The organism is Pseudomonas sp. NY15374 (assembly GCF_048068255.1).
GTDB lineage: Bacteria > Pseudomonadota > Gammaproteobacteria > Pseudomonadales > Pseudomonadaceae > Aquipseudomonas > Aquipseudomonas machongensis.
Genome location: NZ_JBLUPZ010000012.1, coordinates 78,299 through 101,894, shown reverse-complemented (window position 1 = coordinate 101,894; position 23,596 = coordinate 78,299). Strand labels below are relative to the sequence as shown.

Genomic DNA, 23,596 nt, shown 5'->3' with positions numbered 1-23,596 from the left:
AGCAGCGTAATAATCGGCACACACCAACTGGATAGCTCTATTTGAATGCCCGGCCCGCCCGAATCAATTCAAACAGGACATGTAAAATTCGCCTGTGATTTTTCGCCTCTTGACGCCCTGCACAGTTTCGCTCTGACAAAAAAAAGCGCCGTTCTTGCGAACGGCGCCTGTAGTACCCCAACTGCAATGTCGCGTCAGAAGCCCATGCTGAAGCTCAACACCACACCGTGGTCGCGGTTCTCGCTGGACAGTTGCCCGGAGTACCCCACCCCCAGCTTGCCGCTCTGGCCGACAGCCAGGTCGACACCCGCCTCGACCACCGCAGCGTCGCGGGCGATCGGTACGCCTTCGGTGCTGAAGCCAGCGCCACCGGCGATGAAGCGAGCATCGGCATCGGGCTTGGTGTCGCCGAAGGCATGCCGCCAGCCAACCGACAGCCGTGGTGTGATCTCGCTGCCGCTGTCCAGCTTGATGCGCTTGCCGGCGCGCACCCCGACGGTGGAGAAGGTCACATCCTGATCGACGCTGGCCTTCAGGCGGCCGTCGCCCCCCTTCTCACGGGCACTGTCGCTGTCGTAGTTGACATAGGCCAGACCTGCGAACGGTTCCAGGGCGATACCGCCAGCGTCGATGGCGTAACCCACCTCGCCGAACACCTGGGCGCTGCGAGCCTTGTACTTGGCTTTCAGGCGGTCGTCGTAGCTGCCCACCTGGACATCGCGCTTGGTGTCGATGTCATGCCAGGTGTAGCTGGCGCCCAGGCGTGCGGCGAAGGCATCCATCTGGTAACCCAGGTAGGTGGCCAGGTGGTAGCTGTCGACGCTGGCGTCCGACTGACGACGGTGAGCATCGATGCTGCTGCGGGTGTATCCGGCAGCGATACCGACTTTCCACTGATCGTCCAGGGCGCGGTCGACACCGAGCATGAAGCCCGACAGGTCACGGTCGACGCTGGCATGGCTGCTGCTGCCGTCGTAGTCACCCCAGCCGCCAATGGCGCGGATCCAGCCCACGGCCTGGCCCTGGCAACCTTCGCTGGTCAGTTGCTGGTTGGCGGTTGGCGCCAGGGTACGGCGTGGATCGTCCTCGCGGCTGCAATCCGGTTGACGCATACGGTCGTTGACCGCGTCGCGGATGTAGCGCGAATCCTCGATCAGCACGGTCGCGGTGCTGGCGTGGATTTCCCCGGACAGGCTGTCGAACGCCGACTGCGCGGCCTGACGGTCCAGCGGCAGGATGTTGTCGCGCAGGCTGGTCGGCGCACCGGCGCTTTCCAGGGCCGTGGCGACACCACGTTGGTTGCTGGAGGCCGCGACATCGGCGAACGCGTTGCCGTTGCGGCTGACCGATAGGGTCACCTGGTTGGCACCGTAGTCGAGCGAGCTGTTGAGGAATGCCGAGTTCATCAGGTTGTTGCTGGCGAAGGTGCCGTTGATGCCGCCAGTTGCACTGACCACGGTGTACTGCCCGTTGCCACCGGCGAGGTTGGCCACCGTCAGGCTGCCGCCCAGGTTGGCCGTGCCGCCGACATTCAGGTAGTTCACCGGCGCGGTGCCCAGGTCGATGACGAGGTTGCCGTCGCTGGCGTTGGTGAAGTTGCCGCTGACATTGAGGTTGCCCGCAGGCCCTGGCAGCACAGTGCCGTGGTTGGTCAGGCTGGCGACAGTACCGTTGCCGGTGAGCGCCGCGCCGTTGGCCACGGTGACCTGGGCGCCAAGGTTGGTGCCTGGGTTGTCGGCATTGCCGACTTGAAGCGTGCCCTGGTTGACGTTGAAGGCCCCGCTGAACGGCTGGTTGCCAGTCAGCAACAGGCTGCCCGCCCCTTGTTTGGTGGTGGTGCCGGTACCGCTGAGGGTGCCGTTGAAGGTGCCGTTGGTGCCCTGCGCGAACACCAGGTTGGCGTTGTTGGTGATGCTGCCCTGCAGGCTGGTGGTGTTACCGGCCAAGGTACCGCCGCTGACAATGGTGCCACCGGTGTAGGTGTTGGCTCCGGTCAGCAACAGCGTGCCAGCGTCGAGTTTTTCGATACCGCCAGTGCCTACCAGTGGCGCGCTGATCACGGCGCTGGCACCTGCGTTGACCCGTACCGGGGCCAGGCTGCCATCGGCACCGTTGACCGGGGTCAGGCTGCCGCCTGTGCCCGGCACCACCTGGTAGCCGTCGCTGAGGAACTGCATGCCGCTGAACGCCTGGTTGCCGACCACGGTGACGGTGCCAGGCTGGCCACCGAATACAGCGAAGGCATCGCTCCAGGTTTCGCCGGTGGTGCCGTTGGAGTTGGTCCAGTTGGTACCAGGGCCCCAGGTGCCGCTGCCGCCACCGATGCTGCCATCCGGGTTGGTCTTGCCACCGTTCCAGAACTGCAACTGGTCGCCCGCGCCTTGCACCACCAGGTTGATCTGGTTGGCGATGGCGGTCTGCAGGCTCAGGTCGCCCAGCGCCACGCTGCCGGGGATGGCGCCGAAGACCAGACCGTTGTTGGTCAGTGCGCCGCCATAGTTGAACAGCTGGTAGACGCCGGTGCCGAAGCCGCCGGCATTGGTGATGTTCAGCGTACCGTCGAGCACCAGGTTGCCGTCGACCTTGACTACCGTAGTGGACGCCGCTGGCGCCCCGAGCGAGAAGTCCAGGGCGCTGCCGGAGCTCAGGTTCAGGCTGCCTACCGTCAGCGGTGTGCTGCTCTGGCCCGCGGCCAGGGTGGCACCGTCGGCGATCTGCACAGCCCCGGCATAGGTGCCGCTGCCGCCCAGGCGAGCGCCGGTAGCGACCTGTACCGTGGCGCTGTCCAGGCGTCCGTTGACCAGCAGGCTGCCGGCATTGACGGTGGTGGCGCCGGTCAAGCCGTTGACACCGGTCAGCAGCAGTTCACCACTGCCGTTCTTGGTCAGCGTACCGCTACCAGTGAGGTTGCCGGTGTAGCTGCCGTTGGCGTTCTGCTCGAAGGTCAGCGCCGCGTTGTTGAGGATCGCACCCTGCAGGCTGGTGGTGTTGCCGACCACGCTGCCCGCGTTGATCTGGGTGCCGCCGCTGTAGCTGTTGCTGCCGCCCAGGGTCAGCAGGCCTGCGCCATTCTTGACCAGCCCGCCAGCACCGCTGATATCGCCGTTGAGGGTCAGCGCGTTGCTGCCGCCGATGGCCAGTGCGCCGTTGAGGACTGCGGCGTTGGCCAGGGTGACAGCAGTGTTGCTGTCCAGGGTGGTGCCCGCTGCGGCGGTCAGCGTGCCGCTACCCAGCGCACTGTCGTTGCCGACCACCAGGGTGCCGCCGTTGAGCGCGGTGCCGCCGCTGTAGCCGTTGGCAGCATTGAGCACCAGCGTGCCGGCATCGTACTTGGCGACGTTGCCGGTGCCGTTGAGGGCAACGTTGAGGGTTGCCGTGACGCCGCTATCGACCCGCAGGTTGGTAGTGCCGCTGGTGCTGGTGAGCAGTTCGCCGCCTGCGCCTGCGTTGAGCACGTAGCCATCGGTGATGAATTGCAGGCCAGTGATGCTGTGGCTGCCGTTGACGGTGACGGTCCCGGCAGTGCCTTGGAACACTGCGAAGGTGTCGTTCCAGGTGCTGTTGAGTACGCCGTTGGCATCGGTCCAGTTGCTGTTGGTGGCATCCCAGACACCGCTGCCACCCTCGATCACACCGTTTGCGACAGTGTTGCTACCGTCCCAGAACAGCACGTTGCTGGCACCACCAACCACCAGGTTGACCTGATTGGCCACGGCGGTCTGCACGGTGAGGTCGGTCACTGGAACGGGCGTGGTGCCAAAGGCCAGGCCGTTGTTGATCAGACTGCCGCCGTAGGCGAACAGGCGGTAGACGCCTGCACCGAAGCCGCCGATGTCGGTGACGTTGAGCGTGCCACCGAGGGTCAGGTTGTTGGCGACGTTGACCAGCGGCGAATTGCCGCCGGTCGGCGTGCCAAGCGCTGCATTGAAGTTCGAACCGGCATCCAGCGCCAGATTGCTCGCGTTCAGGGTCGCGCCGCTGGCAGCAGCGAGGCTACCGCCGCTGGCGACCGTCACCGCCCCACCGAGGTTGCCCGCACCCGACAGCGTCGCACCACTGGCAACGTTGACCGCGCTGCTGGCGAGCGAACCATCCACCTTCAAGCCACCGGCCTGCACGTTGGTATTGCCGGTATGGCTGTTGCTGCTGCTCAGGGCCAGGGTGGCGGCGCCGAGTTTGTTGAGCGTGCCGGTGCCGCTGATGTTGCCATCGAACACGCCGCCTTCGACGTTGAGGCTGTTGCCTGCAGCAATCTGGATCGCGCCGGTGCCACCGATCTCGCCCAGGGTTGTGTTGCCGTCAAGGTTGAGGCTCGCGCCGGTACTGACGTTCAACTCGCTCTGGGTACCCAGCGCGGTGGTGCCGATAGTGCTCAGGCTGCCAGAAAGGATGTTGAGGATACCGCTGAAGGTGTTGTTGCCCGACAGGGTGAGATCGGCCAGGCCGTTCTTGTTCAGCACGCCGTTGCCACTGAGCACACCGGCCAGTTGCAGGTCGTTGCTGCCCAGCACGTTGAGGACGCCGCTGACATTGACCGGATTGGCCAGCGTCACCGCAGTGCTGCTGTCGAGGTTGGCATTGCCGGTCACGTCCAGGCCACCTGTGCCGAGCGCGCCGTTGTTGCCGACCACCAGAGTGCCGGCCTGCAGCTCGGTGCCGCCGCTGAAGGTATTGGCGCCCAGCAGGCTGAACCGCGCGATGCCGGACTTGACCAGACGGCCAGCGCCAGCGACGGTGCCGCCGAGGCTCAAGTCATTGCTGCCGAGCACGTTGAGGTTGCCGGCGACGTTGACGTTGTTGGCCAGCGTCACAGCCTGGCTGCTGTCCAGGCTGGTGCCTGCCGCCGCACTAAGCACGCCGGTACCCAGTGCGGTGTTGGAGCCTACCACCAGGGTGCCGCCGTTCAGTGCGGTGCCGCCGCTGTAGCTGTTGTTGCCGGACAACGCCAGGTGCGCATTACCGTCCTTGACCAGGCTGCCGGCGCCACCGACGTTGCCAGTGAGCGCCAGGTCGTTGTTGCCGGTCAGGTTCAGCGGGCCGGCGAGGGTGATCGCATTGGCCAGGCTCACGCTCTTGTTGGTGTCCAGGGTGGTACCGCTGGCAGTGTCCAGCAGGCCGGTGCCGAGCGCGGTGTTGCTGCCCAGCACCAGGGTGCCACCACTGAGCTGGGTGCCGCCGCTGTAGCTGTTGTTGCCGTTGAGCACCAGGGTGCCGGTGTCGAGCTTGTTCAGTTTGCCGACACCGCCCAGGCCAACCTCGAGAGTCGCGATCACGCCGGGATCGACCCGCACGCTGGTATCGCCACCGCTGCCGTTGACCAGGTCGAGCAGGCCGGCGGTCCCGGCCAGCAGGCGATAGCCGTTGCTGACGAACTGCATGCCATTGACGCTCTGGCTGCCGTCGACGGTGACGTCACCTGCCGTGCCCTGGAACACCGCGAAGGTGCTGCCCCAGGTGGTGTTGACGGTGCCGTTGAGGTCGGTCCAGTTGGTGTTGCCGGCGTTCCACACGCCGGTGCCACCATCGACCTGGCCGTTCGGGGCAGTCTGGCTGCCGTCCCAGAACTGGATGTTCAGGCCGCTGGAGCTGACGAGCAGGTTGATCTGGTTGGCCAGCGCGGTCTGCAGCGACACATCGCCAAGGCTCACGCCCAGCGGCAGGGTGCCGAAGTCCAGGCCGTTGTCGGTCAGCGCACCGGCGTAGTCGAACAAGCGGTACACGCCGTTGCCGAAGCCACCGATATTGCTGACGTTGAGGGTGCCGTCGAGGGTCAGGTTGCCGCCGACATTGAACAGCGCGGTGCCGCCAGTGCTTGGCGAAGCCAGGCCGACATCGACGATCGATCCGCTGTTGAGCACCAGCGAACCGAGGCCCAGGGTGGCGCCGCTCTGGCCTGCCAGGTGGCCGCCGTTGTCGATCACCACCGAGGCATTGGCAGAGCCGCTGCCGGTGAGGGTTGCGCCGCTGGCGACGGTCAGCAGGTTACTGCCCAGGCTGCCATCGACTTTCAGGGTGCCAGCGTTGACCTGCGTGTTGTCAGCCAGATTGCTGGTACCGGTGAGGGTCAGGGTACCGGTGCCATCTTTGGCCAGGCCGCCCGAGCCATTGAGGGCACCCGCGAAGGTCGTACTGACGTTGTTGCTGCCCAGGCTCAGGGTGCTGCCAACGCCGACATCGACGTTGCCGCTGCCGGTGAGGGCACCAAGGCTGGTGTTGCCATTGAGGTTGAGCTGGCCACTGGCACCGATGTTGAGGGTGTCGACGTTGGCCAGCACGCCGCTGCCGAGCGTAGTGAGCGAGCCGGCCTGGATATCGACGTTGCCGGTGAAGGTCTTGACGCCGACCAGGGTCAGATCGTCGGCACCGGCCTTGACCAGGTTACCTGTGCCGCCCAGGTCGCCACTGAGGATCAGGGCATTGGCGGCGTCGACGGTCAGGTTGGCGCCGTTGCTCAGGGCGATGGTATTGCCCAGTGCCATCGGCGCGCTGTTGGCAAGGGTGGCGTCGGCGGTCACGTCGAGGGTGCCGGTGCCCAGGGCGCCGCTGCTGCCGAGGGTCAGGCGCCCGGCATTGAGCTGGGTGCCGCCTTGGTAGCCGTTGTTACCGTTGAGCGTGAGGTTGCCGCTGCCGTTCTTGGTCAGCCCGGCGGCCCCGTTGATCACTCCGTTGAGGGTCAGGTCGTTGGTGCCGGCGACGGTGAGGCCAGCGTTGAGGGTGACGTTATTGGCCAATGTGGTACTGGCGACGCCGCTGCTCAGGGTGGAGGCCCCCGCGACGGTGAGGCCGCCCTGCCCCAGCGCGTTGTCGTTACCCACCACCAGTTGCCCGGCGCCCAGGGTGGTGCCGCCCAGGTAGCTGTTGGCGCCATTGAGGGTCAGGGTACTGGCACCAGCCTTGTTCAGGCCACCGACACCGTCGACCACGCCGTTGAGAGTCAGGTCGGCGGTGCCTGGCAGGTTGAGCGCGCCGCCCAGGTGCACATTGTTGGCCAATGCGACGTTCACGCTGGCATCGAGGGAGGTGTTGGCAGCAGTGCTCAGATCCCCGGTACCCAGCGCGGTATTGCTGCCGACGGTCAGCGTGCCGGCGTTAAGGGTGGTGCCGCCGCTGTAGGTGTTGTTGCCATTGAGGGTCAGGCCGGCGGCGCCGTTCTTCACCAGTGCGTTGGCGCCGGAAACCACACCGTTGAGGGTGAGGGCCTGACTGCCACCGAGGGTAAGATTGCCACCGGTCAGGTTGACCGCGTTGACCAGAGCCAGGGCCTGGCTGGCGTCGAGGGCTGCGGCACCTGTGACGTTCAGGGCGCCACTGCCCAGGGCACTGGCGTTACCCAGCAGCAGGCTGCCGGCCTGCAGCGAGGTGCCGCCGGTGTAGTTGTTGGCGCCGTTGAGCACCAGTTGACCGGTGCTGGTCTTGTTCAGGCTGCCGCCGCCGCTGATGACCCCGTCGAGGGTCAGCGTCTGGGCGTTGTTGACGCCCAAGGTGGCGCCCGTGCCCAGGCCGATGGCGTTGGCCACTTGCAGGGCGCCGGTGGTGGCCAGGGTGCTGTTGCCGGTCACCGAGAGGTTGCCAGCGCCCAGCGCGCTGCCGTTGCCCAGGGTCAGGGTGCCTGCGGCGAGCGTGGTGGTGCCTTGGTAGGTGTTGGCGGCACCGAGGGTCAGGTTGCCGGTGCCGGTCTTGGTCAGCCCGCCGGTACCGCTGATCACGCCGCTCAGGGCCAGGTCGTTGTTACCAGGCAGGGTCAGGGTGTCGTTGAGCGTGACCTGATTGGCCACGATCAGGGCGCCGGTGGTGGCCAGGTTGCTGGCGCCGCCGACGGTCAGGTTGCCGAGGCCCAGTGCCGAGTTATTGCCCAGGGTCAGGGTGCCGGCGTTGAGGGTCACGCCACCGGACAGGGTGTTGGGGCCACTCAAGGTGAGGTTGCCGGCGCCATTCTTGGTCAGGCTGCCAGCGCCCGTGACCAGCCCACCCAGGCCCAGGTCGTTGCTGCCGGCGATGGTGAGGTTGCCGCCCAGATTGACGGTGTTGCCGATAGTGAGCGCCGTATTGCTATCGAGCGTGGTGCCCGCAGCCGCGTTGAGCTGGCCGAGGCCGAGCGCGCTTGCGCTGCCGAGCACCAAGGTGCCCGCGTTGAGGTTGGCGTTGCCCAGGTTGCCATTGGTGCCATTGAGGGTGAGTGTGCCGCTGCCGGTCTTGGTCAGGCCGCCGACGCCAATGATGTTGCCGCCTAGCACCAGGTCCTGCGCGCCGGCGAGCGTCAGGTTGCCCGCCAGGTTGAGGGCGTTTGCCAGGGTCACGTTGGCGCCTGCGCTCAGGGTAGTGCCACCTGTGGCATTCAGCGCGCCAGTGCCCAGGGCGGTGTTGCTGCCGACCACCAGGGTTCCGCCATTGAGGCTGGTAACACCCTGCTGGCTGTTGCTGCCGTTCAGGGTGAGCACGCCGGTGCCGGTCTTGATCAGCCCACCGGTGCCGCTGAGTGCGCCGTTGAGCGTGAGGTTGCCAGTGCCTGGCACGGTCAGGTTGGCGTTCAGCGCAACGGTGTTGGCCAACGCCACGTTACCCGTGGTGGCGAGGGTGGAGGCACCAGTGACGTTCAGGCCGCCCGTGCCGAGGGCCAGGTCGTTACCCAGGGTCAGGGTGCCAGCGGCAAGGGTGGTGCCGCCGCTGTAGGTGTTGGCATTGCCCAGCGTCAGGTTGGCACCGCCGTTCTTGACCAGGCTGCCGGCGCCCGAAACCACACCAGACAGGCCGAGGTCGGCGCTGCCAGCGATGGTCAGGGCGCCGCTCAGGGCCAGGGCGTTGCCAAGGGTGACTGCGGTGTTGCTGTCCAGCGTGGTGCCCGTTGCGGCGCTGGCCGCGCCAGTACCCAGGGCGGTGTTGGTGCCTACCACCAGGGTGCCGCCGTTGAGCAGGGTCCCACCGGTGTAGCTGTTGGCGCCGTTCAGCACCAGGGTTCCGGTGTCGAGCTTGGCCAGTTGGCCGCTGCCGGAGAGGCCGACGTTGATCGTCGCAGTAGCGCCCGGATCGACACGCACGGCGAATGCACCGTTGCTGCCATTGACCAGGTTCAGGCCACCGGTACCGATCAGGCGATAGCCGTTGGTGACAAATTGCAGACCGGTGGCAGCCTGGGTGCCCACCACGTTGACATCGCCAGCGGTGCCCTGAAACACGGCGAAATCGCTGGCCCAGCTGCCGTTGAGCACACCGTTGATGTCGGTCCAGTTGGTATTGCTGCCGTCCCAGGTGCCGGCGCCACCGTCGATGACGCCGTTCGGCACGCTTTGCGAACCGTCCCAGAACTGCACGTTACCGGTGGCACCGCCCACCAGCAGGTTGATCTGCGCGCCGATGGCGGTCTGCACCTGGACATCGCCCGGCAGTACGCTACCCGGCAACGCGCCAACGAGCAGGCCGTTGTCGACCAGCGCGCCGGTGTAGTCGAACAGCCGATAGATACCGGTGCCGAAACCACCGAGGTCGGTGACGTTGAGGGTGCCATCGAGGGTCAGGTTGCCGTTGACGTTGACCAAGGCAGTGCCGCCCGTGGAGGGCGAGCCGAGGCCGAAGTCGAGGATCGAGCCGCTGTGCAGGGTCAGCGCACCGGTGTTGAGGGTCGCGCCGCTGTTGGCCAGCAGGTGCGCCCCGTTGGCGATGTCCACAGGGCCGATCACGCTGCCGGTGCCGCCCAGGCTAGCGCCGACATTGACCTGTACGCCGGAGCTGGCGAGCGAACCGCTGACATTGAGCAGGCCGCCATTGACCGTGGTGGCGCCGCCAAGCACGTTCACGCCGGACAGTTCCAGAGCACCGGTGCCAGTCTTGATCAGGCCACCGCTACCGGCCAGGGCGCCGCTGAATACGCTATTGAGGTTGTTGCCGCCGACCGTCAGGTCACTGCCCCCCGCCACGCTCACCGCGCCGGCACCGCTCAACCCGCCGACCGTGGTGCTGGCCCCAAGGTTGAGGTTGGCGCCAGCGCCGACATTGACCGCCGAGGCGTTGCCCAGCGCACCGGTACCAACGGTGGTCAGGGTGCCGCCGAGCAAGTCGACGGCGCCGCTGAAGGTGTTGTTGCCGGTCAGCGTGAGGTCGGCCAGGCCATTCTTGATCAAGCCTCCGGTACCGCTGATGATGCCGCCAAGGGTCAGGTTGTTGCTGCCGCCGAGGGTCAGGTTGGCGTTGAGCGCAATGTCGTTGCCCAGGGTAGCGACCGCGCTGTTGTCCAGGCTGGCGGCGCCGGCCACGGTCAGGGCGCCGGTCCCCAGGGCGTTGCCGTTGCCTATCACCAGGCCACCCGCGTTGAGCGTGGTGCCACCGGCATAGGTGTTGACCCCGTTCAAGGTCACAGTGGCGCTGCCGTTCTTGACCAACTGCCCTGCCCCACTGACCACACCGCCGAGGGTCAGCGCGTTACTGCCGGTGAGGGTAAGGTCGGCGTTCAGGCCAATGTTGTTGCCCAGGCTCAGTGCAGCGCTGCTGTCCAGGCTCGCGGCGCCACCGACGGTAAGATCGCCGGTGCCGATGGCACTGCCATTACCCAGCACCAGGGCGCCACCGTTGAGCAGCGTGCCACCGGCATAGGTGTTCAGCCCGCCGAGGGTGAGCGTGCTGGTGCCGTTCTTGATCAGCCGGCCGGTGCCGTCGACCAGACCGGTGAGGTTGAGGTTGTTGCTGCCGGCCAGGGTGAGGTCGGCATCCAGGGTGACGGCGTTGCCAACGGTCAGCGCAGCCGAGGTATCCAGGCTACCGGCCCCCGCCACGGTCAGCTTGCCGACGCCCAGTGCGGCGCCATTGCCCAGCACCAGGCCACCGGCATTGAGGGTCGTGCCGCCCAGGTAGGTGTTGGGACCGGAAAGCGTCAGCGTGGCGGCACCGTTCTTGACCAGACTACCGGCACCGGCGATCACGCCACCAAGGCCGAGGTTGGCGGTGCCGTCGAGGGTCAGGGCACCGGCCAGGTTCACGGCGTTGCCGAGGTTGACTGCGGCGTTGGCGTCCAGGTGGGTACCGGCAGCGGCATTCAGCGCGCCAGAGCCCAAGGCCGTGTTGCTGCCAACCACAAGGGTACCGGCGTTGAGGTTGGTGGCGCCGATCTGGGTGTTGGCACCGTTGAGGGTCAGGGTAGCGCTGCCGTTCTTGGTCAGGCCACCGACACCGGCAATTACGCCTCCGAGGGTCAGGTTGTTGCTGCCGGCGAGGTTGAGGTTGCCGGCCAGGTTAAGCGCGTTGCCCAGGGTCAGCCCGGCCACCGACGAATCCAGCGTGGTGTTGGCGGCGGCGTTGAGTGCGCCGGTGCCCAGGGCGGTGGCGCTGCCGACCACCAGCGTGCCGGCGTTGAGCGCGGTGGCACCGCTCTGGGTGTTGTTGCCGCTCAGGGTCAGGGTGCTCGCCCCATTCTTGATCAGGCCACCAGTACCGCTCAGGTTGCCTGCAAGGCTCAGGTTGTTGGCGCCGGCCAGGGTCAGGTTGGCGCCGAGATTGACGCCATTGTTCAGGGTCATCGCCGCGCTGTTGGCGAGTGTGGATGCGCCGCCCACGGTCAGCGCGCCGGTGCCCAGCGCCGCAGCGCTGGCCAGGGTCAGGGTGCCGGCGTTGAGGGTCAGGCCACCTGTGAAGGTATTGGTGCCACCGAGGGTGAGGTTGCTGGTGCCATTCTTGACCAATGCTCCAGTGCCGCTGACCACCCCGCCCAGGGTGGTGGCGTTGCTACCCAGCACGCTCAAGGTGTTGGCACCCAGGTTGATGGCGTTGCCCAGGTTGACGGCCACGCCCGCGTCGAGGCTGGCATTGCCGCCCAGGCTGAGGGCACCGGTGCCCAGCGCGTTGTTGTTACCGACGGTCAGCACCCCGGCGTTGAGGGTGGTGCCACCGCTGAAGGTGTTGGCGCCGTTGAGGGTCAGGCCGGCGGCGCCGTTCTTGACCAGCCCGCCAGTGCCGCTGATCACTCCACCCAAGGTGGTGGCACTGGTGCCCAGCAGGTTGAGGGTATTGGCGCCCAGGCTGATGGCATTGCCCAGGCTGACCCCGGTGCTGGCATCGAGGCTGGCGTTGCCACCCAGGGTCAGGGCACCGCCGCCCAGGGCGTTGTTGTTACCCACGGTGAGTTTGCCGGTATTGAGGGTCAGGCCGCCGCTGAAGGTGTTGTTGCCGTTGAGCGCCAGGTCGGCGGCGCCGTTCTTGACCAGTGCACCGGTGCCGCTGATCACCCCGCCCAGGGTAGTGGCGCTGGTGCCCAACAGGTTGAGGGTGTTGGCGCCGAGGTTGATTGCGTTACCCAGGCTGACTGCGGTGCTGGCGTCGAGGCTGGCGTTGCCACCCAGGGTCAGGGCGCCGGTGCCGAGCGCGGCGTTGGCGCCGACGGTGAGCTTGCCGGCGTTGAGCGTGGTGCCACCGCTGAAGGTGTTGGTGCCGTTCAGGTTCAGGTCGGCGGCGCCGTTCTTGATCAAGCTGCCACCCGCGCCGGCGATCACGCCGCCCAGCGTAAGGGCGTTGTTGCCCGTCAGGGTCAGGGCGTTGGCACCGAGGTTGACCGCGTTGGCCAGCGTCATGGCGGCCGTGGTGTCCAGCACGCCGCTGCCGGTCAGGGTCAGCGCGCCAATGCCCAGGGCAGCGCTGTTGCCGAGGGTGAGCGTGCCGCCGCCGAGGCTGGTGCCGCCGGAGAAGGTATTGGCGCCGTTGAGGGTCAGGTTACTGGTGCCGCTCTTGACCAGCGAGCCCGTGCCGCTGAGCACGCCCCCGAGGGTCAGGGCGTTGCTGCCGGGCAAGGTCAGCGCCGCGTTCAGCGCCACGGCATTATTCAATACCAGCGGCACGCTGCCTTGCAGGCTGCTTGCACCACTGACGGTGAGCGCACCACTGCCGAGCGCCGCAGCGCTGGTCAGGTTGAGGCCGCCAGCGGCCAGGGTGGTACCACCGCTATAGGTGTTGGTGGCCCCAAGGGTGAGCAGGCCGGCGCCAGTCTTGGTCAAGCCGCCAACGCCGGAGATGACCCCATTGAGGGCCATGTCGGTAGCACCGCCGACGTTGATGCCGGCGTTGAGCGTCAGGGCGTTGGCCAGGCTCAGACCTGCGACAGTACCGGCAAGCCCGCCACCGTTGACGGTGATGCCGCCGGTACCAAAGGCGCTGGCATTGTCGAAGTTGACCAAACCGCCATTGAGGGTGGTCTGGGTGGTGCCGTTGAGCACCTGGCCGATCAGGCTCCAGGTCCCGCTGTCGACGATCAGGCGGTTGAAGTTGATGTAGTTGTTGGCGTTGATCGTGCCGGAACCGGTGGTTCCGCTACCGCCACCAATGGCATTCTGCAAGGCCAGGGTGTTGGTGCCACCGGCACCGCCATCGATCTTGCCGGCGGCTGCGAAGCCCAGATTGGGATTACTGGTGACCAGCAGTGCAACGCTGATACCAAGCCCGGCACCGACACTCGAACCGGTAATGGCATTGAAGCGGTTGGTGCTGTTGGCCCCCATCGACAAGCTGCCGGTCAAGGTGCCGGCGTTGGTAAAGGTGTTGCCCGCAGCAGAAGCCTCGAACGCTGCCCGTCCAAGGATGGTGCCGGTGTTGGTGAAGTTAACCGTACTCCCGCCGGTCACAGCGATGACCGGCGTGTCCTCGCTGAGCAGCGTGAGGCCAAGCAACGCCGAGGAACCGATGCTGCCGGCGTTGGTGATGGTAGTGGTACCGCCCACACCATTGCGCGCGTCCAGCGCCATGCCCGTAAGGTTAAGGAGGTTGGCGCCAAGCAAGGCACCCGTGCCCTTGATTACCCCCGAGGCGTTGTTGTTGATATTGAGCGTGCTGCCGGTACCAGTATTGCCGATCAGCACAGCACTGGACTGGATGCTCAACAACCCCAGCAACGTAGGGTCGATGGTGCCGGAGTTGTTCAACGTATTGTTGTTGCCCGCCAGTGACAGCGACGTGCCTCCCACGCCCAACAGCGTACCCAGGCTGGCGCCAGGGTTCACGTTGACCGTCAGGCCGCTACCGCCATTGCTATAGCTCGGCGCCAGCGGGTTGGCAGCACCGCTGCAAGTGATGATGGACCCGGCCGCGCTGCACGCAGCCAGGGCCTGCTCGCTCGAAAGACCGAAGGCCAGCCCTCCGACAGCCAGGCTCACAGCGAGCGACAAATGGGAGAGACGGGTAGGCAAAACGGAGGCGACGCTTCTGTCCACGGAGAGCTCCTTCGTGGATCAGGTGGTTCGGTCCTTGAACGCTCGCACTGCAATGTTGCCGGCTAGTCGAACACGCGACGACGAAACACCTGACCAATGGCTACATGATTCCTTGTTGGGAATGTGTAGCCGCTGGCGAGCAGGCGTGAGGCTCCGCCGGGGCGGTCAAATGGTGTTAATACTTTTTCAAGGCAGCCCGTATTTCGCGGGCTACAGCGGTGCGCCGCTTGGATCCAACCGACGAACGGTCGTGTCCGGCAGGCAAAACGTGATGGGCTTGGCCGTTTCGCAAATGATCCGGCCGTTCACTTTCAAGCGACCTCTGCCCCATCGTCAGGCCAGTGCGGCTCGTTGGCACCGGGAGGTGTCAGTGGTGGCAGGCCATAGGCGGCACGGGCGTCATCACAGCTGGGATTGTGCACCCCGTTCTCCCACGAAGCGTCGAACTCGCGGCAGGGGGTGGAACGATTCTCGTAGATGGTGCACCCGACCTTGTTGCCGATCTCGCCGTCCAGGCTGATACAGCGGCAAGGCTTGGCGTCTGTGCCGATCATCGCCACACGGGTCGGATTGATCTGCACCACCAGATCGTCGGGCACCAACCCGCCCGAAGACTGGCATTCACCCCAGAAGAAAGACACACGAAAGTAGCCGCAGCAGGCGCCGCAGGTCAGGCAAGGGTTCTGTTCGGACATGATGGCCAGGAAGGGAAGTTGTTGTTATCGAGCGGGCGCTCGCGGCGCCATTTTTAATCCAAGCACGAGCGGCTGGATAGAGGGGAAATGAAAAAAAGACGGCCGCTGGTCGCGACCCTCGAGCGCCATGTTGCCAGTGGCAGGTAAAGCCGCAAACGGCCTGCCATCGCAGACCTGCTTGCGGCTTGAGCCTGGGTTTACTTGCTGGTCAGACCGTCGGCGCGGAACATCTGACGGATGCCGCGGATGGCCTGGCGGATGCGATCCTGGTTCTCGATCAGGGCAAAACGCACATGGTCATCGCCATAGTCGCCAAACCCGATACCGGGCGAGACACAAACCTTGGCCTCGGCCAGCAACTTCTTGGAGAACTCCAGCGAGCCGAGGTGCGCATAAGCTTCGGGGATCTTGGCCCAGACGTACATCGAGGCTTTCGGGTTCTCGACCATCCAGCCCAGCTCATGCAGCCCCTTGACCAACAGGTTGCGGCGTTGCCGGTACTGCTCCGCGATGTCGCGTACGCACTGCTGGTCGCCTTCCAGCGCAGCGATTGCCGCCACTTGCAGCGGAGTGAAGGTGCCGTAGTCGTGGTAGCTCTTGATCCGCGCCAAGGCGCTGACCAGCTCGGGGTTGCCGACCATGAAACCGATCCGCCAGCCCGCCATGTTGTAGCTCTTGGACAGGGTGAAGAATTCCACCGCGATATCCTTGGCGCCGGGCACCTGCATGATCGAGGGGGCCTTCCAGCCGTCGTAGACGATGTCGGCGTAAGCGAGGTCGTGCACCACCAGCACGTCGTACTGCTTGGCCAGGGCGACCACACGCTCGAAGAAGTCCAACTCCACGCATTGTGCAGTCGGGTTGGACGGGAAGCCCAGGATCATCATCTTCGGCTTGGGGATCGATTCGCGGATCGCCCGCTCCAGCTCATTGAAGAAGTCCACGCCCGGTACCAGCGGCACCGAGCGAACCTGAGCACCGGCAATCACCGCCCCGTAGATGTGAATCGGGTAGCTTGGGTTGGGCACCAGCACCGTGTCGCCATGGTCGAGTGTGGCGAGCATCAGGTGCGCGAGGCCCTCTTTCGAGCCGATGGTGACGATGGCTTCGCTGTCCGGGTCGATCTCGACCTCGTAGCGTTCCTTGTACCAGTTGGAGATGGCGCGGCGCAGACGCGGGATGCCGCGCGAGGTGGAGTAGCCGTGGGTATCTTCACGCTGGGCGACCTGCACCAGCTTCTCGACGATATGTGGCGGGGTCGCGCCATCCGGGTTGCCCATGCTCAGGTCGATGATGTCTTCGCCGCGACGGCGTGCCGCCATCTTGAGCTCGGCAGTGATGTTGAAGACGTAGGGGGGGAGACGATCGATGCGCGCAAAGCGGCGCGGCGAACCTGGGTTGGCCATGCTTTCCTCGAGAGACGTAAGCGCCCGGAACCGTCCGAGCGACGTTGGCCACTGCGGTGGCCGAGGCAGAAAATAGTCTGGTTGCCCTGGCGTTGTAAAGGGGCTACCGACAGATTGGCAGCCCCGCCAGCGAGACTCGCTCGTTGGCGGGTAAGCGTGTAACTCAGCGCAAAGCCTTGTAGGCGTTCAAGTCGAAGCGCTGGATGCTCAACCCATCGCTGGGGTCCATGTGCTCGCCACGCACCTGGGTGAACTCCGTGGCAATGCTGCCGCGGTGAACCATACGTTCATCGGCAGTGCCTTCGGTCAGTACGGTATAGGACTTCTTGCGCATGGCGCGGTAGAGCTCATCGTTCGCGTCGATGGTCTTGTGATAGGTCATCAGCGCCGCATCGCTCAAATCCAGACACTTGTCCAACGTTACACCCCAACGCTTCAGGCAAACCTCGGCGAAGTGCCGTACGATCATCCCCGGTTCAGGCAGTGCCTTGCCGGAACCTGCGCCGTCTATCGAAGCATTGCCCACCAGCGTTGCATGACGGCCCGGCATCGGGAGAACGCTCATACGCGTACCGTATGCAGTGACAGGCACCACACAGGCGAAACCTTTGGATCGCTCGTCTCGTGCGTAGAACCCCACGTACTCCTTCACGTTGGCTCCCAGTTGCACACGCTCAGACTGCACGTTACCCACGCCGGGCACCGGATCGATGGCAAAGATGTTGACCTTTACATCGCACAGCTCCGGGTCTTGCGCCATGGCGTTGGCAAGCATGTGACAACTGATTCCGCCCCTGCTCCACCCCACCAGGTTGACCGTGGTCGGGATCAGCGGTTTGCGCAGTTGCTTGATCAACTGCTCCTGCAAAGCCTGAGGGGTCACCGCGCGATCGCCGTAGTCGTAAGTGCGCCAGAACCACGAGCCGCCGGCCTCGGCATCAGGAATGGGAATGCCTGCACTCTTCAGGTTCTGGTATTGCTGCTCGGTGAGCTTGGTGCGGGCCCAGGTACTCTTGCCCTTGATGACCTGCAGGGCGTGCTGCACATTCTCATCCCAACCCTTGCCGAACAGGGTGCCGGTCACTTTGTAGTAGTCGCCGTCATCGACGAACAGGGCATCGTCCTGCAGGTTGCCACTGCCTGGGCCATCGACTGTGATCCAATCGACGAATTCCCTGCCGGAGTGATTGCTCGCCAGCGTGGCGATCAGCTCACCATTCCAGAAGTTGGGGTTCTTGTCATCGAAACGATGGGACCCGGTGCCACAGAAATAGACGGTAAAAACACTCATTTGGATGCCTCCTGATGGTTTGGAGGCCCAAACTAGTGTGTTCGAACGCCTGCACGCAGACGGAAAATCTGCCAACAAAAAACCCGGCCAAAGGCCGGGTTCTTGTAAAGCGCGAAGGCTTCAGCGTGCGTAGGTCATCAGCACGTCGGCAGCGGTCTGGCTGTCCACCGACATCATCACGCTCAGCGCGGTAACGGTCAGGATGGAGAAGCCGAACACCTTGCGTGCCCACTTGCTGTCGTCCTCGGCCTTGTAGCCACCCCAGGCCATGTACAACCAGTACAGACCCATGGCAGCCGCAACGGCCAGGTAACCCAGACCGGCATACCCACCCAGCGTCAGCATCAGCGTGGCGAGCACGAAGGCCAGCACGTACAGCACGATCTGCTTCTTCGCCGCCAGGATACCGCGAGCCACCGGCAGGACCGGGATGTTGGCAGCGCTGTAATCCTTGAAGCGGAAGATGGCGATGGCAAAGCTGTGCGGCATCTGCCACAAGCTGAACATCACCAGCAGCGTGACCGCTGCCAGGTCGAAGCTGTTGCTCACTGCGCAATAGCCGATCACCGGAGGCATGGCACCGGACAGGCTGCCGACCAGGGTGCCGTGCACCGATTTGCGCTTGAGCCACAGGCTGTAGAAGCCTACGTAGACCACGAAGCCGATCAACGCGCAGAACGCCGACAGCGGGTTGGCCTGGACATACAGCAGGCTGAAGCCCGCCACCCCAAGCAGGGTGGCGTAGATCAGTGCGAGGGGCAGCGACATACCGCCCTGGACCATGACGCGGTTCTTGGTACGTTCCATCTTCTGGTCGATGTCACGGTCGATGCAGTTGTTGAACACGCAACCGGACGCAACCACGAGCGAAGTACCTACTACCACCGCCAGGAACAGGGCGAAGTCCACATGGCCCTTCGCGGCAAGGAAGAAACCGCCTGCCACGGAAAGCACGTTACCGAAAATGATCCCCGGTTTGGTGATTTGGATAAAGTGCTTCACGGACATGCAGTCTTACCTCACTTGGCCAACATTTCGTAGTGGATGCTGAACATGATCCACAGCGACAGGCCTACCAGCAGTGCGATTACCAGAGCGGTGAACAGGAACGTCGAGACAGTGGAACGCTGCTCTTTCGAGCGGTCCATGTGCAGGAAGTACACCAGGTGCACCACGACCTGGATGACGGCCATGGCCACCACGATCAGGACGGTCAGGTTCTTCGGCAGGGTCGGATACATCACCAGGCCGAACGGGATCGCGGTCAGGATGATCGACAGGATGAAGCCGATCATGTAGGACTTCACGCTGCCGTGGTTACCTTCGTGGTGAGTGTCGTGTGCGTTAGCCATTACAGAACCCCCAGCAGGTAGACGACGGTGAAGACGCAGATCCAGACCACGTCCAGGAAGTGCCAGAACAGGCTCAGGCAGCTCATGCGGGTCTTGGCAGTCGGCGTGATGCCGTGCTTGTTGATCTGGTACATCAGGATGGCCATCCAGATCAGACCCGAGGTCACGTGCAGGCCGTGGGTACCGACCAGCGCGAAGAACGCCGACAGGAAACCACTGCGCTGCGGGCCGTAGCCTTCAACGATCAGGTGATGGAACTCGTAGATTTCCATCGCGATGAAGCCTGCACCGAACAGGAAGGTCACTGCCAACCAGCCCAGTACGCCTGCCTTGTTACCGGCGAACATCTTCAGCATGGCGAAGCCGAAGGTGATCGAGGACAGCAGCAGGAATGCGGTTTCGACCAGCACGAAGTCGAGCTGGAAGATGTCATGACCCGACGGGCCGCCGGCAAAACTGCCGGACAGCACCGCGTAGGTGGCGAAGAGCGACGCAAACAGGATGCAGTCGGTCATCAGGTACAGCCAGAAACCGAAGACGGTCATCTGGCCCGAGTCGTGGTGGTGATCGTCGTGCCCATGGTCGTGACCATGTGCATCGCCGTGAATTACTTGACTGGACATTGATTACACCCGTTCAAAGGTTTCGACACGTGCGCCACCGGTAGGTACACCGGCAAGCTGCAGGGCCCGCTGGCGTTCGCCTTCGATGCGCGCCACTTCTTCGGCAGGGACCATGTAGCCCTGGTCGTCACGCGCAGCGTGGCGAACGAAGACCGCGATGGTTGCTACCAGGCTCGCACCCACCAGCCACCAGATGTGCCAGATGAAAGCGAAGCCGAAGATGGTCAGGAACAGACCCATGAACAGACCGGTAGCGGTGTTGTTCGGCATGTGGATCGCTTCGTACTTGGCCGGCACCTTGTAGGCGACACCGGCTTCCTTGGCTTCTTGCCAGGCGTCCAGGCCGACCTTCTCGGGCATGTGGGCGAAGTTGTAGAACGGAGGTGGCGACGAAGTCGACCATTCCAGGGTACGGCCACCCCATGGATCGCCGGTGACGTCCAGGTTCTGGTTGCGGTCGCGAACCGATACGTACAGCTGGATCAGCTGGCAGGCGATACCGAACAGGATCAGCACTGCACCGACCACGGCCACGTACAGGTAGGGTTCCCACAGTGGGTTGTCGGAGTGGTTCAGACGACGGGTCATACCCATGAAGCCCAGCGCGTACAGCGGCATGAAGGCCACGTAGAAACCGGACAGCCAGAACCAGAATGCCGCCTTGCCCCACTTCTCGTTGAGGGTGAAACCGAAGGCTTTCGGGAACCAGAAGGCGAAGCCGGCAATGTAGCCGAACACCGCGCCGCCGATGATCACGTTGTGGAAGTGGGCGATAACGAACAGGCTGTTGTGCAGCACGAAGTCAGCACCTGGAACGGCCAGCAGTACGCCGGTCATGCCACCGATGGAGAAGGTGACCATGAAGCCCAGGGTCCAGAGCATCGGCGGAGTGAAACGCACGCGGCCCTGATACATGGTGAACAGCCAGTTGAACAGCTTCACACCGGTCGGAATGGAGATCAGCATCGTCGCCAGGCCGAAGAAGGTGTTGACGCTGGCGCCTGCACCCATGGTGAAGAAGTGGTGCAGCCAGACCGCGAAGCCCAGTACGGCAATGGCACCCGATGCGTAGATCATCGCGTGGTGGCCGAACAGACGCTTGCTGGAGAAGGTCGAGGTCACTTCCGAGAACACGCCGAACGCCGGCAGGATCAGGATGTACACCTCAGGGTGACCCCAGGCCCAGAACAGGTTGACGTACATCATCGGGTTCCCACCAAGCTCGTTGGTGAAGATGTGGAAGTCCAGATAACGGTCAACGGTCAGCAGGGCGAGTGCGGCGGTCAGGATCGGGAAGGAAGCGACGATCAGCACGTTGGCCCAGGTGCAGGTCCAGGTGAAGATCGGCATGTCCATCAGCTTCATGCCAGGTGCGCGCATCTTCAGAACGGTGACCAGGAAGTTCACGCCTGTGAGTGTCGTACCCAAGCCTGATAGCTGTAGCGCCCAGATGTAGTAGTCAACCCCTACGCCCGGACTGTACTGGATCCCCGACAATGGCGGATAGGCAACCCAACCGGTCTTGGCGAATTCGCCGACGCCCAGGGAGATGTTGACCAGCAGCACACCTGCCAGCAGCAGGTAGAAGCTCAGGGAGTTCAGGAACGGGAAGGCAACGTCACGTGCACCGATCTGCAGAGGCAGGGCCAGGTTCATCAGGCCGGTGAAGAACGGCATCGCCATGAAGATGATCATGATCACACCGTGGGCGGTGAAGATCTGGTCATAGTGTTCAGGCGGCAGGTAGCCTTCGGAGCCGCCGGTAGCGGCAGCCAACTGGGTACGCATCATGATGGCGTCGGCGAAGCCGCGCAGCAGCATGACCATCGCGACGATGATGTACATCACCCCGATCTTCTTGTGGTCGACCGTGGTCAGCCACTCGGTCCACAAGTAGGACCACTTGCGGAAATAGGTGAGGGCACCAACGACGGCGAGGCCCCCGAGCGCGACAATGGCAAGCGTCACCATGACTATCGGCTCGTGATAGGGAATCGCCTCCAGGCTTAATTTACCGAACATCTCTTACTCCTCTGCACCGGCAGCTGGTTGCATACTCGTTTCCACACCCTTGGTAGTGGCCAGGTCTTTGCTGCCTGCTTCTTCGTGGCTCGGACGACCACGGTTCATGCCTTCGTACTTGTCGACGATGAGCTGGAACGTGTCAGGCGAAGCCTCGCTGTACAGCTCGACTGGGTTGTTTTCGCTTGGTTTGGCCAAGGCGTCGTATTCGGCCTTGTCCAGCTTCTTCGGCGAAGCCTTCACTTGCGCGACCCATGCATCGAAGTCGGCTTGCGAAGTGGCGGTTGCCTTGAATTTCATACCGGTGAAGCCAGCACCGCTGTAGTTCGCGGAGATACCGTCGAACTCGCCATTTTCGTTGGCGATCAGGTGCAGCTTGGTGGTCATGCCAGCCATCGCGTAGATCTGGCCGCCCAGCGCAGGGATGAAGAACGAGTTCATCACGGCGTCGGAGGTCACGCGGAAGTTGACCGGAGTGTTAGCCGGGAAGACGATCTTGTTGACCGTGGCAATGCCCTGCTCCGGGTAGATGAACAGCCATTTCCAGTCCAGGGCGACCACGTCGATCTGCACCGGCTTCACATCGGAATCCAGCGGACGATAAGGGTCGAGCTTGTGGGTGGAGTGGTAGGTGACGTAGCCCAGGGCGATGATGATCAGGATCGGGATGATCCACACCGCAGCTTCGATCTTGGTCGAGTGCGACCAGTCGGGGGTGTAGGTGGCAGCCTTGTTGGAAGCACGGTACTTCCAGGCGAAGACCAGGGTCATGATGATGACTGGCACCACGACCAGCAGCATCAGGCCGGTAGCGATGAGGATCAGGTTCTTTTGCTCAATGCCGACCTGGCCCTTCGGGTCGAGCAGGGTCCAGTTGCACCCACTGAGTAAAAGCATGCCTAAAAAGGGCAATATGCCAAACAGTCTGGGGTAACGCTTTTTACTCATCTCACGACCTCTAGATCAGCTTGCTTCAATGCAATGTGTTTTGTTCGCCAACACTTCGTCCTGCCAAGCGTTAGCATTTCGAGCTCGAACCCGCGCCTGCCTGGGATCCGACTGCTGGATCTGGGCGTTGAGCGTATGGACGAGCTTGGGGTTTTCTTAGGCTAAAGGCCTGTACTTCAGACCAATTCCATTTGGTGCGGGAAAACGCGGAGGGGTGTCCGCCCGGATCGCCGTTGGGCGAAACTTGTCGAAGTCAGCAAAAGGAGCGCTGGGGCTTCCTTCAATCCTGCGACTCGCAAGCAGTGCCGAACGGAAATTGGGGGCGATTGTAGATAGGTCGCCCCCCCTTGACTATGACTTATTGAGCAACAGTCTTTTACAGGATTTGTAATAATCCTGCCTGAAAAATCAACTTCGCGACAGTTTGTCGCACCCGGCTTGATAGCCCTGAAACCCTTGTACTACAAGGGCTCAACGTTGATCAGGATCAGTCTCTGGGGAAATTTTGCCGGTTATCTCACCGTGCAATAGACCTGCATCAAATCGGGACTTTTGTCTAAGCCCGGCGCCGATTCCGATAGATGCCCAGCGGCACGAGGATGGCAGTGAGGACGAACGCCACCAGCGCCCATTGCGCCAGCGACAGACCCAGGATGGGCGGGTACGGTGTGGTGCAGAAACCGTCGACCTGGAATGCCAGGGGCCAGAGTCGCGCCAGGGGCAGGTCGTCGACGATCGGCTGCAGTACATCGACACCGCAACTGGCGTACGGGTTGGCGAGTATATACACATGGTTGCCGGCCGCAACGATTCCGCCAATTGCGCTGAGCACGACCAACGCCTCGAAGAAGGTCAGGCTCCGTCGTCCGGGCATGGCTGCGGCAATGAACGCGAACAGCGCGATCAGCAGCAAGGCATAGCGCTGCAGGATACATAACGGGCAAGGTGCCTCGCCTAGCACGACCTGCATGTACAGCGCGCCGCCGATCAGCGAGAGGCAGATTACCCCCAACAGCACGAGGAAGCGCCGTTCCCGATTCAGGCGCAGGGTTTGTTCGTTCATTGCCGATTCCTTGGAT

The 23,596-nt window shown here is 63.7% G+C and carries 10 protein-coding genes; all 10 read right to left on the bottom strand.

What is annotated here, in order from left to right:
• Nucleotides 1-194 precede the first annotated feature (194 nt).
• Complete coding sequence (locus ACNFHO_RS22615) at nt 195-14,180, bottom strand: autotransporter-associated beta strand repeat-containing protein (RefSeq protein WP_416767406.1); 13,986 nt, start codon at nt 14,178-14,180, stop codon at nt 195-197.
• A gap of 311 nt (nt 14,181-14,491) precedes the next feature.
• Nucleotides 14,492-14,875 carry a YkgJ family cysteine cluster protein gene (locus ACNFHO_RS22610; protein ID WP_054892519.1) on the bottom strand — a complete coding sequence of 128 codons (384 nt, stop codon included), beginning with the start codon at nt 14,873-14,875 and terminating at the stop codon, nt 14,492-14,494.
• 197 nt (nt 14,876-15,072) lie between these two features.
• Nucleotides 15,073-16,281, bottom strand: a complete 1,209-nt coding sequence (gene alaC, locus ACNFHO_RS22605; protein WP_054892518.1) for an alanine transaminase — start codon at nt 16,279-16,281, stop codon at nt 15,073-15,075.
• Between the two features lie 163 nt (nt 16,282-16,444).
• Nucleotides 16,445-17,572: a hypothetical protein gene (locus ACNFHO_RS22600; protein ID WP_153774772.1), complete on the bottom strand. Its 1,128-nt coding sequence runs from the start codon at nt 17,570-17,572 to the stop codon at nt 16,445-16,447.
• Nucleotides 17,573-17,692: 120 nt separating this feature from the next.
• Complete coding sequence (cyoE, locus tag ACNFHO_RS22595) at nt 17,693-18,580, bottom strand: heme o synthase (protein ID WP_054892516.1); 888 nt, start codon at nt 18,578-18,580, stop codon at nt 17,693-17,695.
• Between the two features lie 11 nt (nt 18,581-18,591).
• Entirely contained in the window at nt 18,592-18,924 is a 333-nt protein-coding gene (cyoD, locus tag ACNFHO_RS22590; protein ID WP_054892515.1) for a cytochrome o ubiquinol oxidase subunit IV, read from the bottom strand.
• Nucleotides 18,924-19,547, bottom strand: coding sequence for a cytochrome o ubiquinol oxidase subunit III (locus tag ACNFHO_RS22585; protein WP_054892514.1), 624 nt, complete (start codon nt 19,545-19,547; stop codon nt 18,924-18,926). Before ACNFHO_RS22585 ends, cyoD begins: the two co-directional genes overlap by 1 nt.
• Before the next feature lie 3 nt (nt 19,548-19,550).
• A complete protein-coding gene (cyoB, locus tag ACNFHO_RS22580; RefSeq protein ID WP_063546100.1) occupies nt 19,551-21,569 on the bottom strand; it encodes a cytochrome o ubiquinol oxidase subunit I in 2,019 nt (672 codons plus the stop codon).
• Between the two features lie 3 nt (nt 21,570-21,572).
• A complete protein-coding gene (gene cyoA / locus ACNFHO_RS22575; protein ID WP_054892512.1) occupies nt 21,573-22,517 on the bottom strand; it encodes a ubiquinol oxidase subunit II in 945 nt (314 codons plus the stop codon).
• A gap of 556 nt (nt 22,518-23,073) precedes the next feature.
• Nucleotides 23,074-23,580 carry a disulfide bond formation protein B gene (locus tag ACNFHO_RS22570; RefSeq protein ID WP_054892511.1) on the bottom strand — a complete coding sequence of 169 codons (507 nt, stop codon included), beginning with the start codon at nt 23,578-23,580 and terminating at the stop codon, nt 23,074-23,076.
• Nucleotides 23,581-23,596 lie beyond the last annotated feature (16 nt).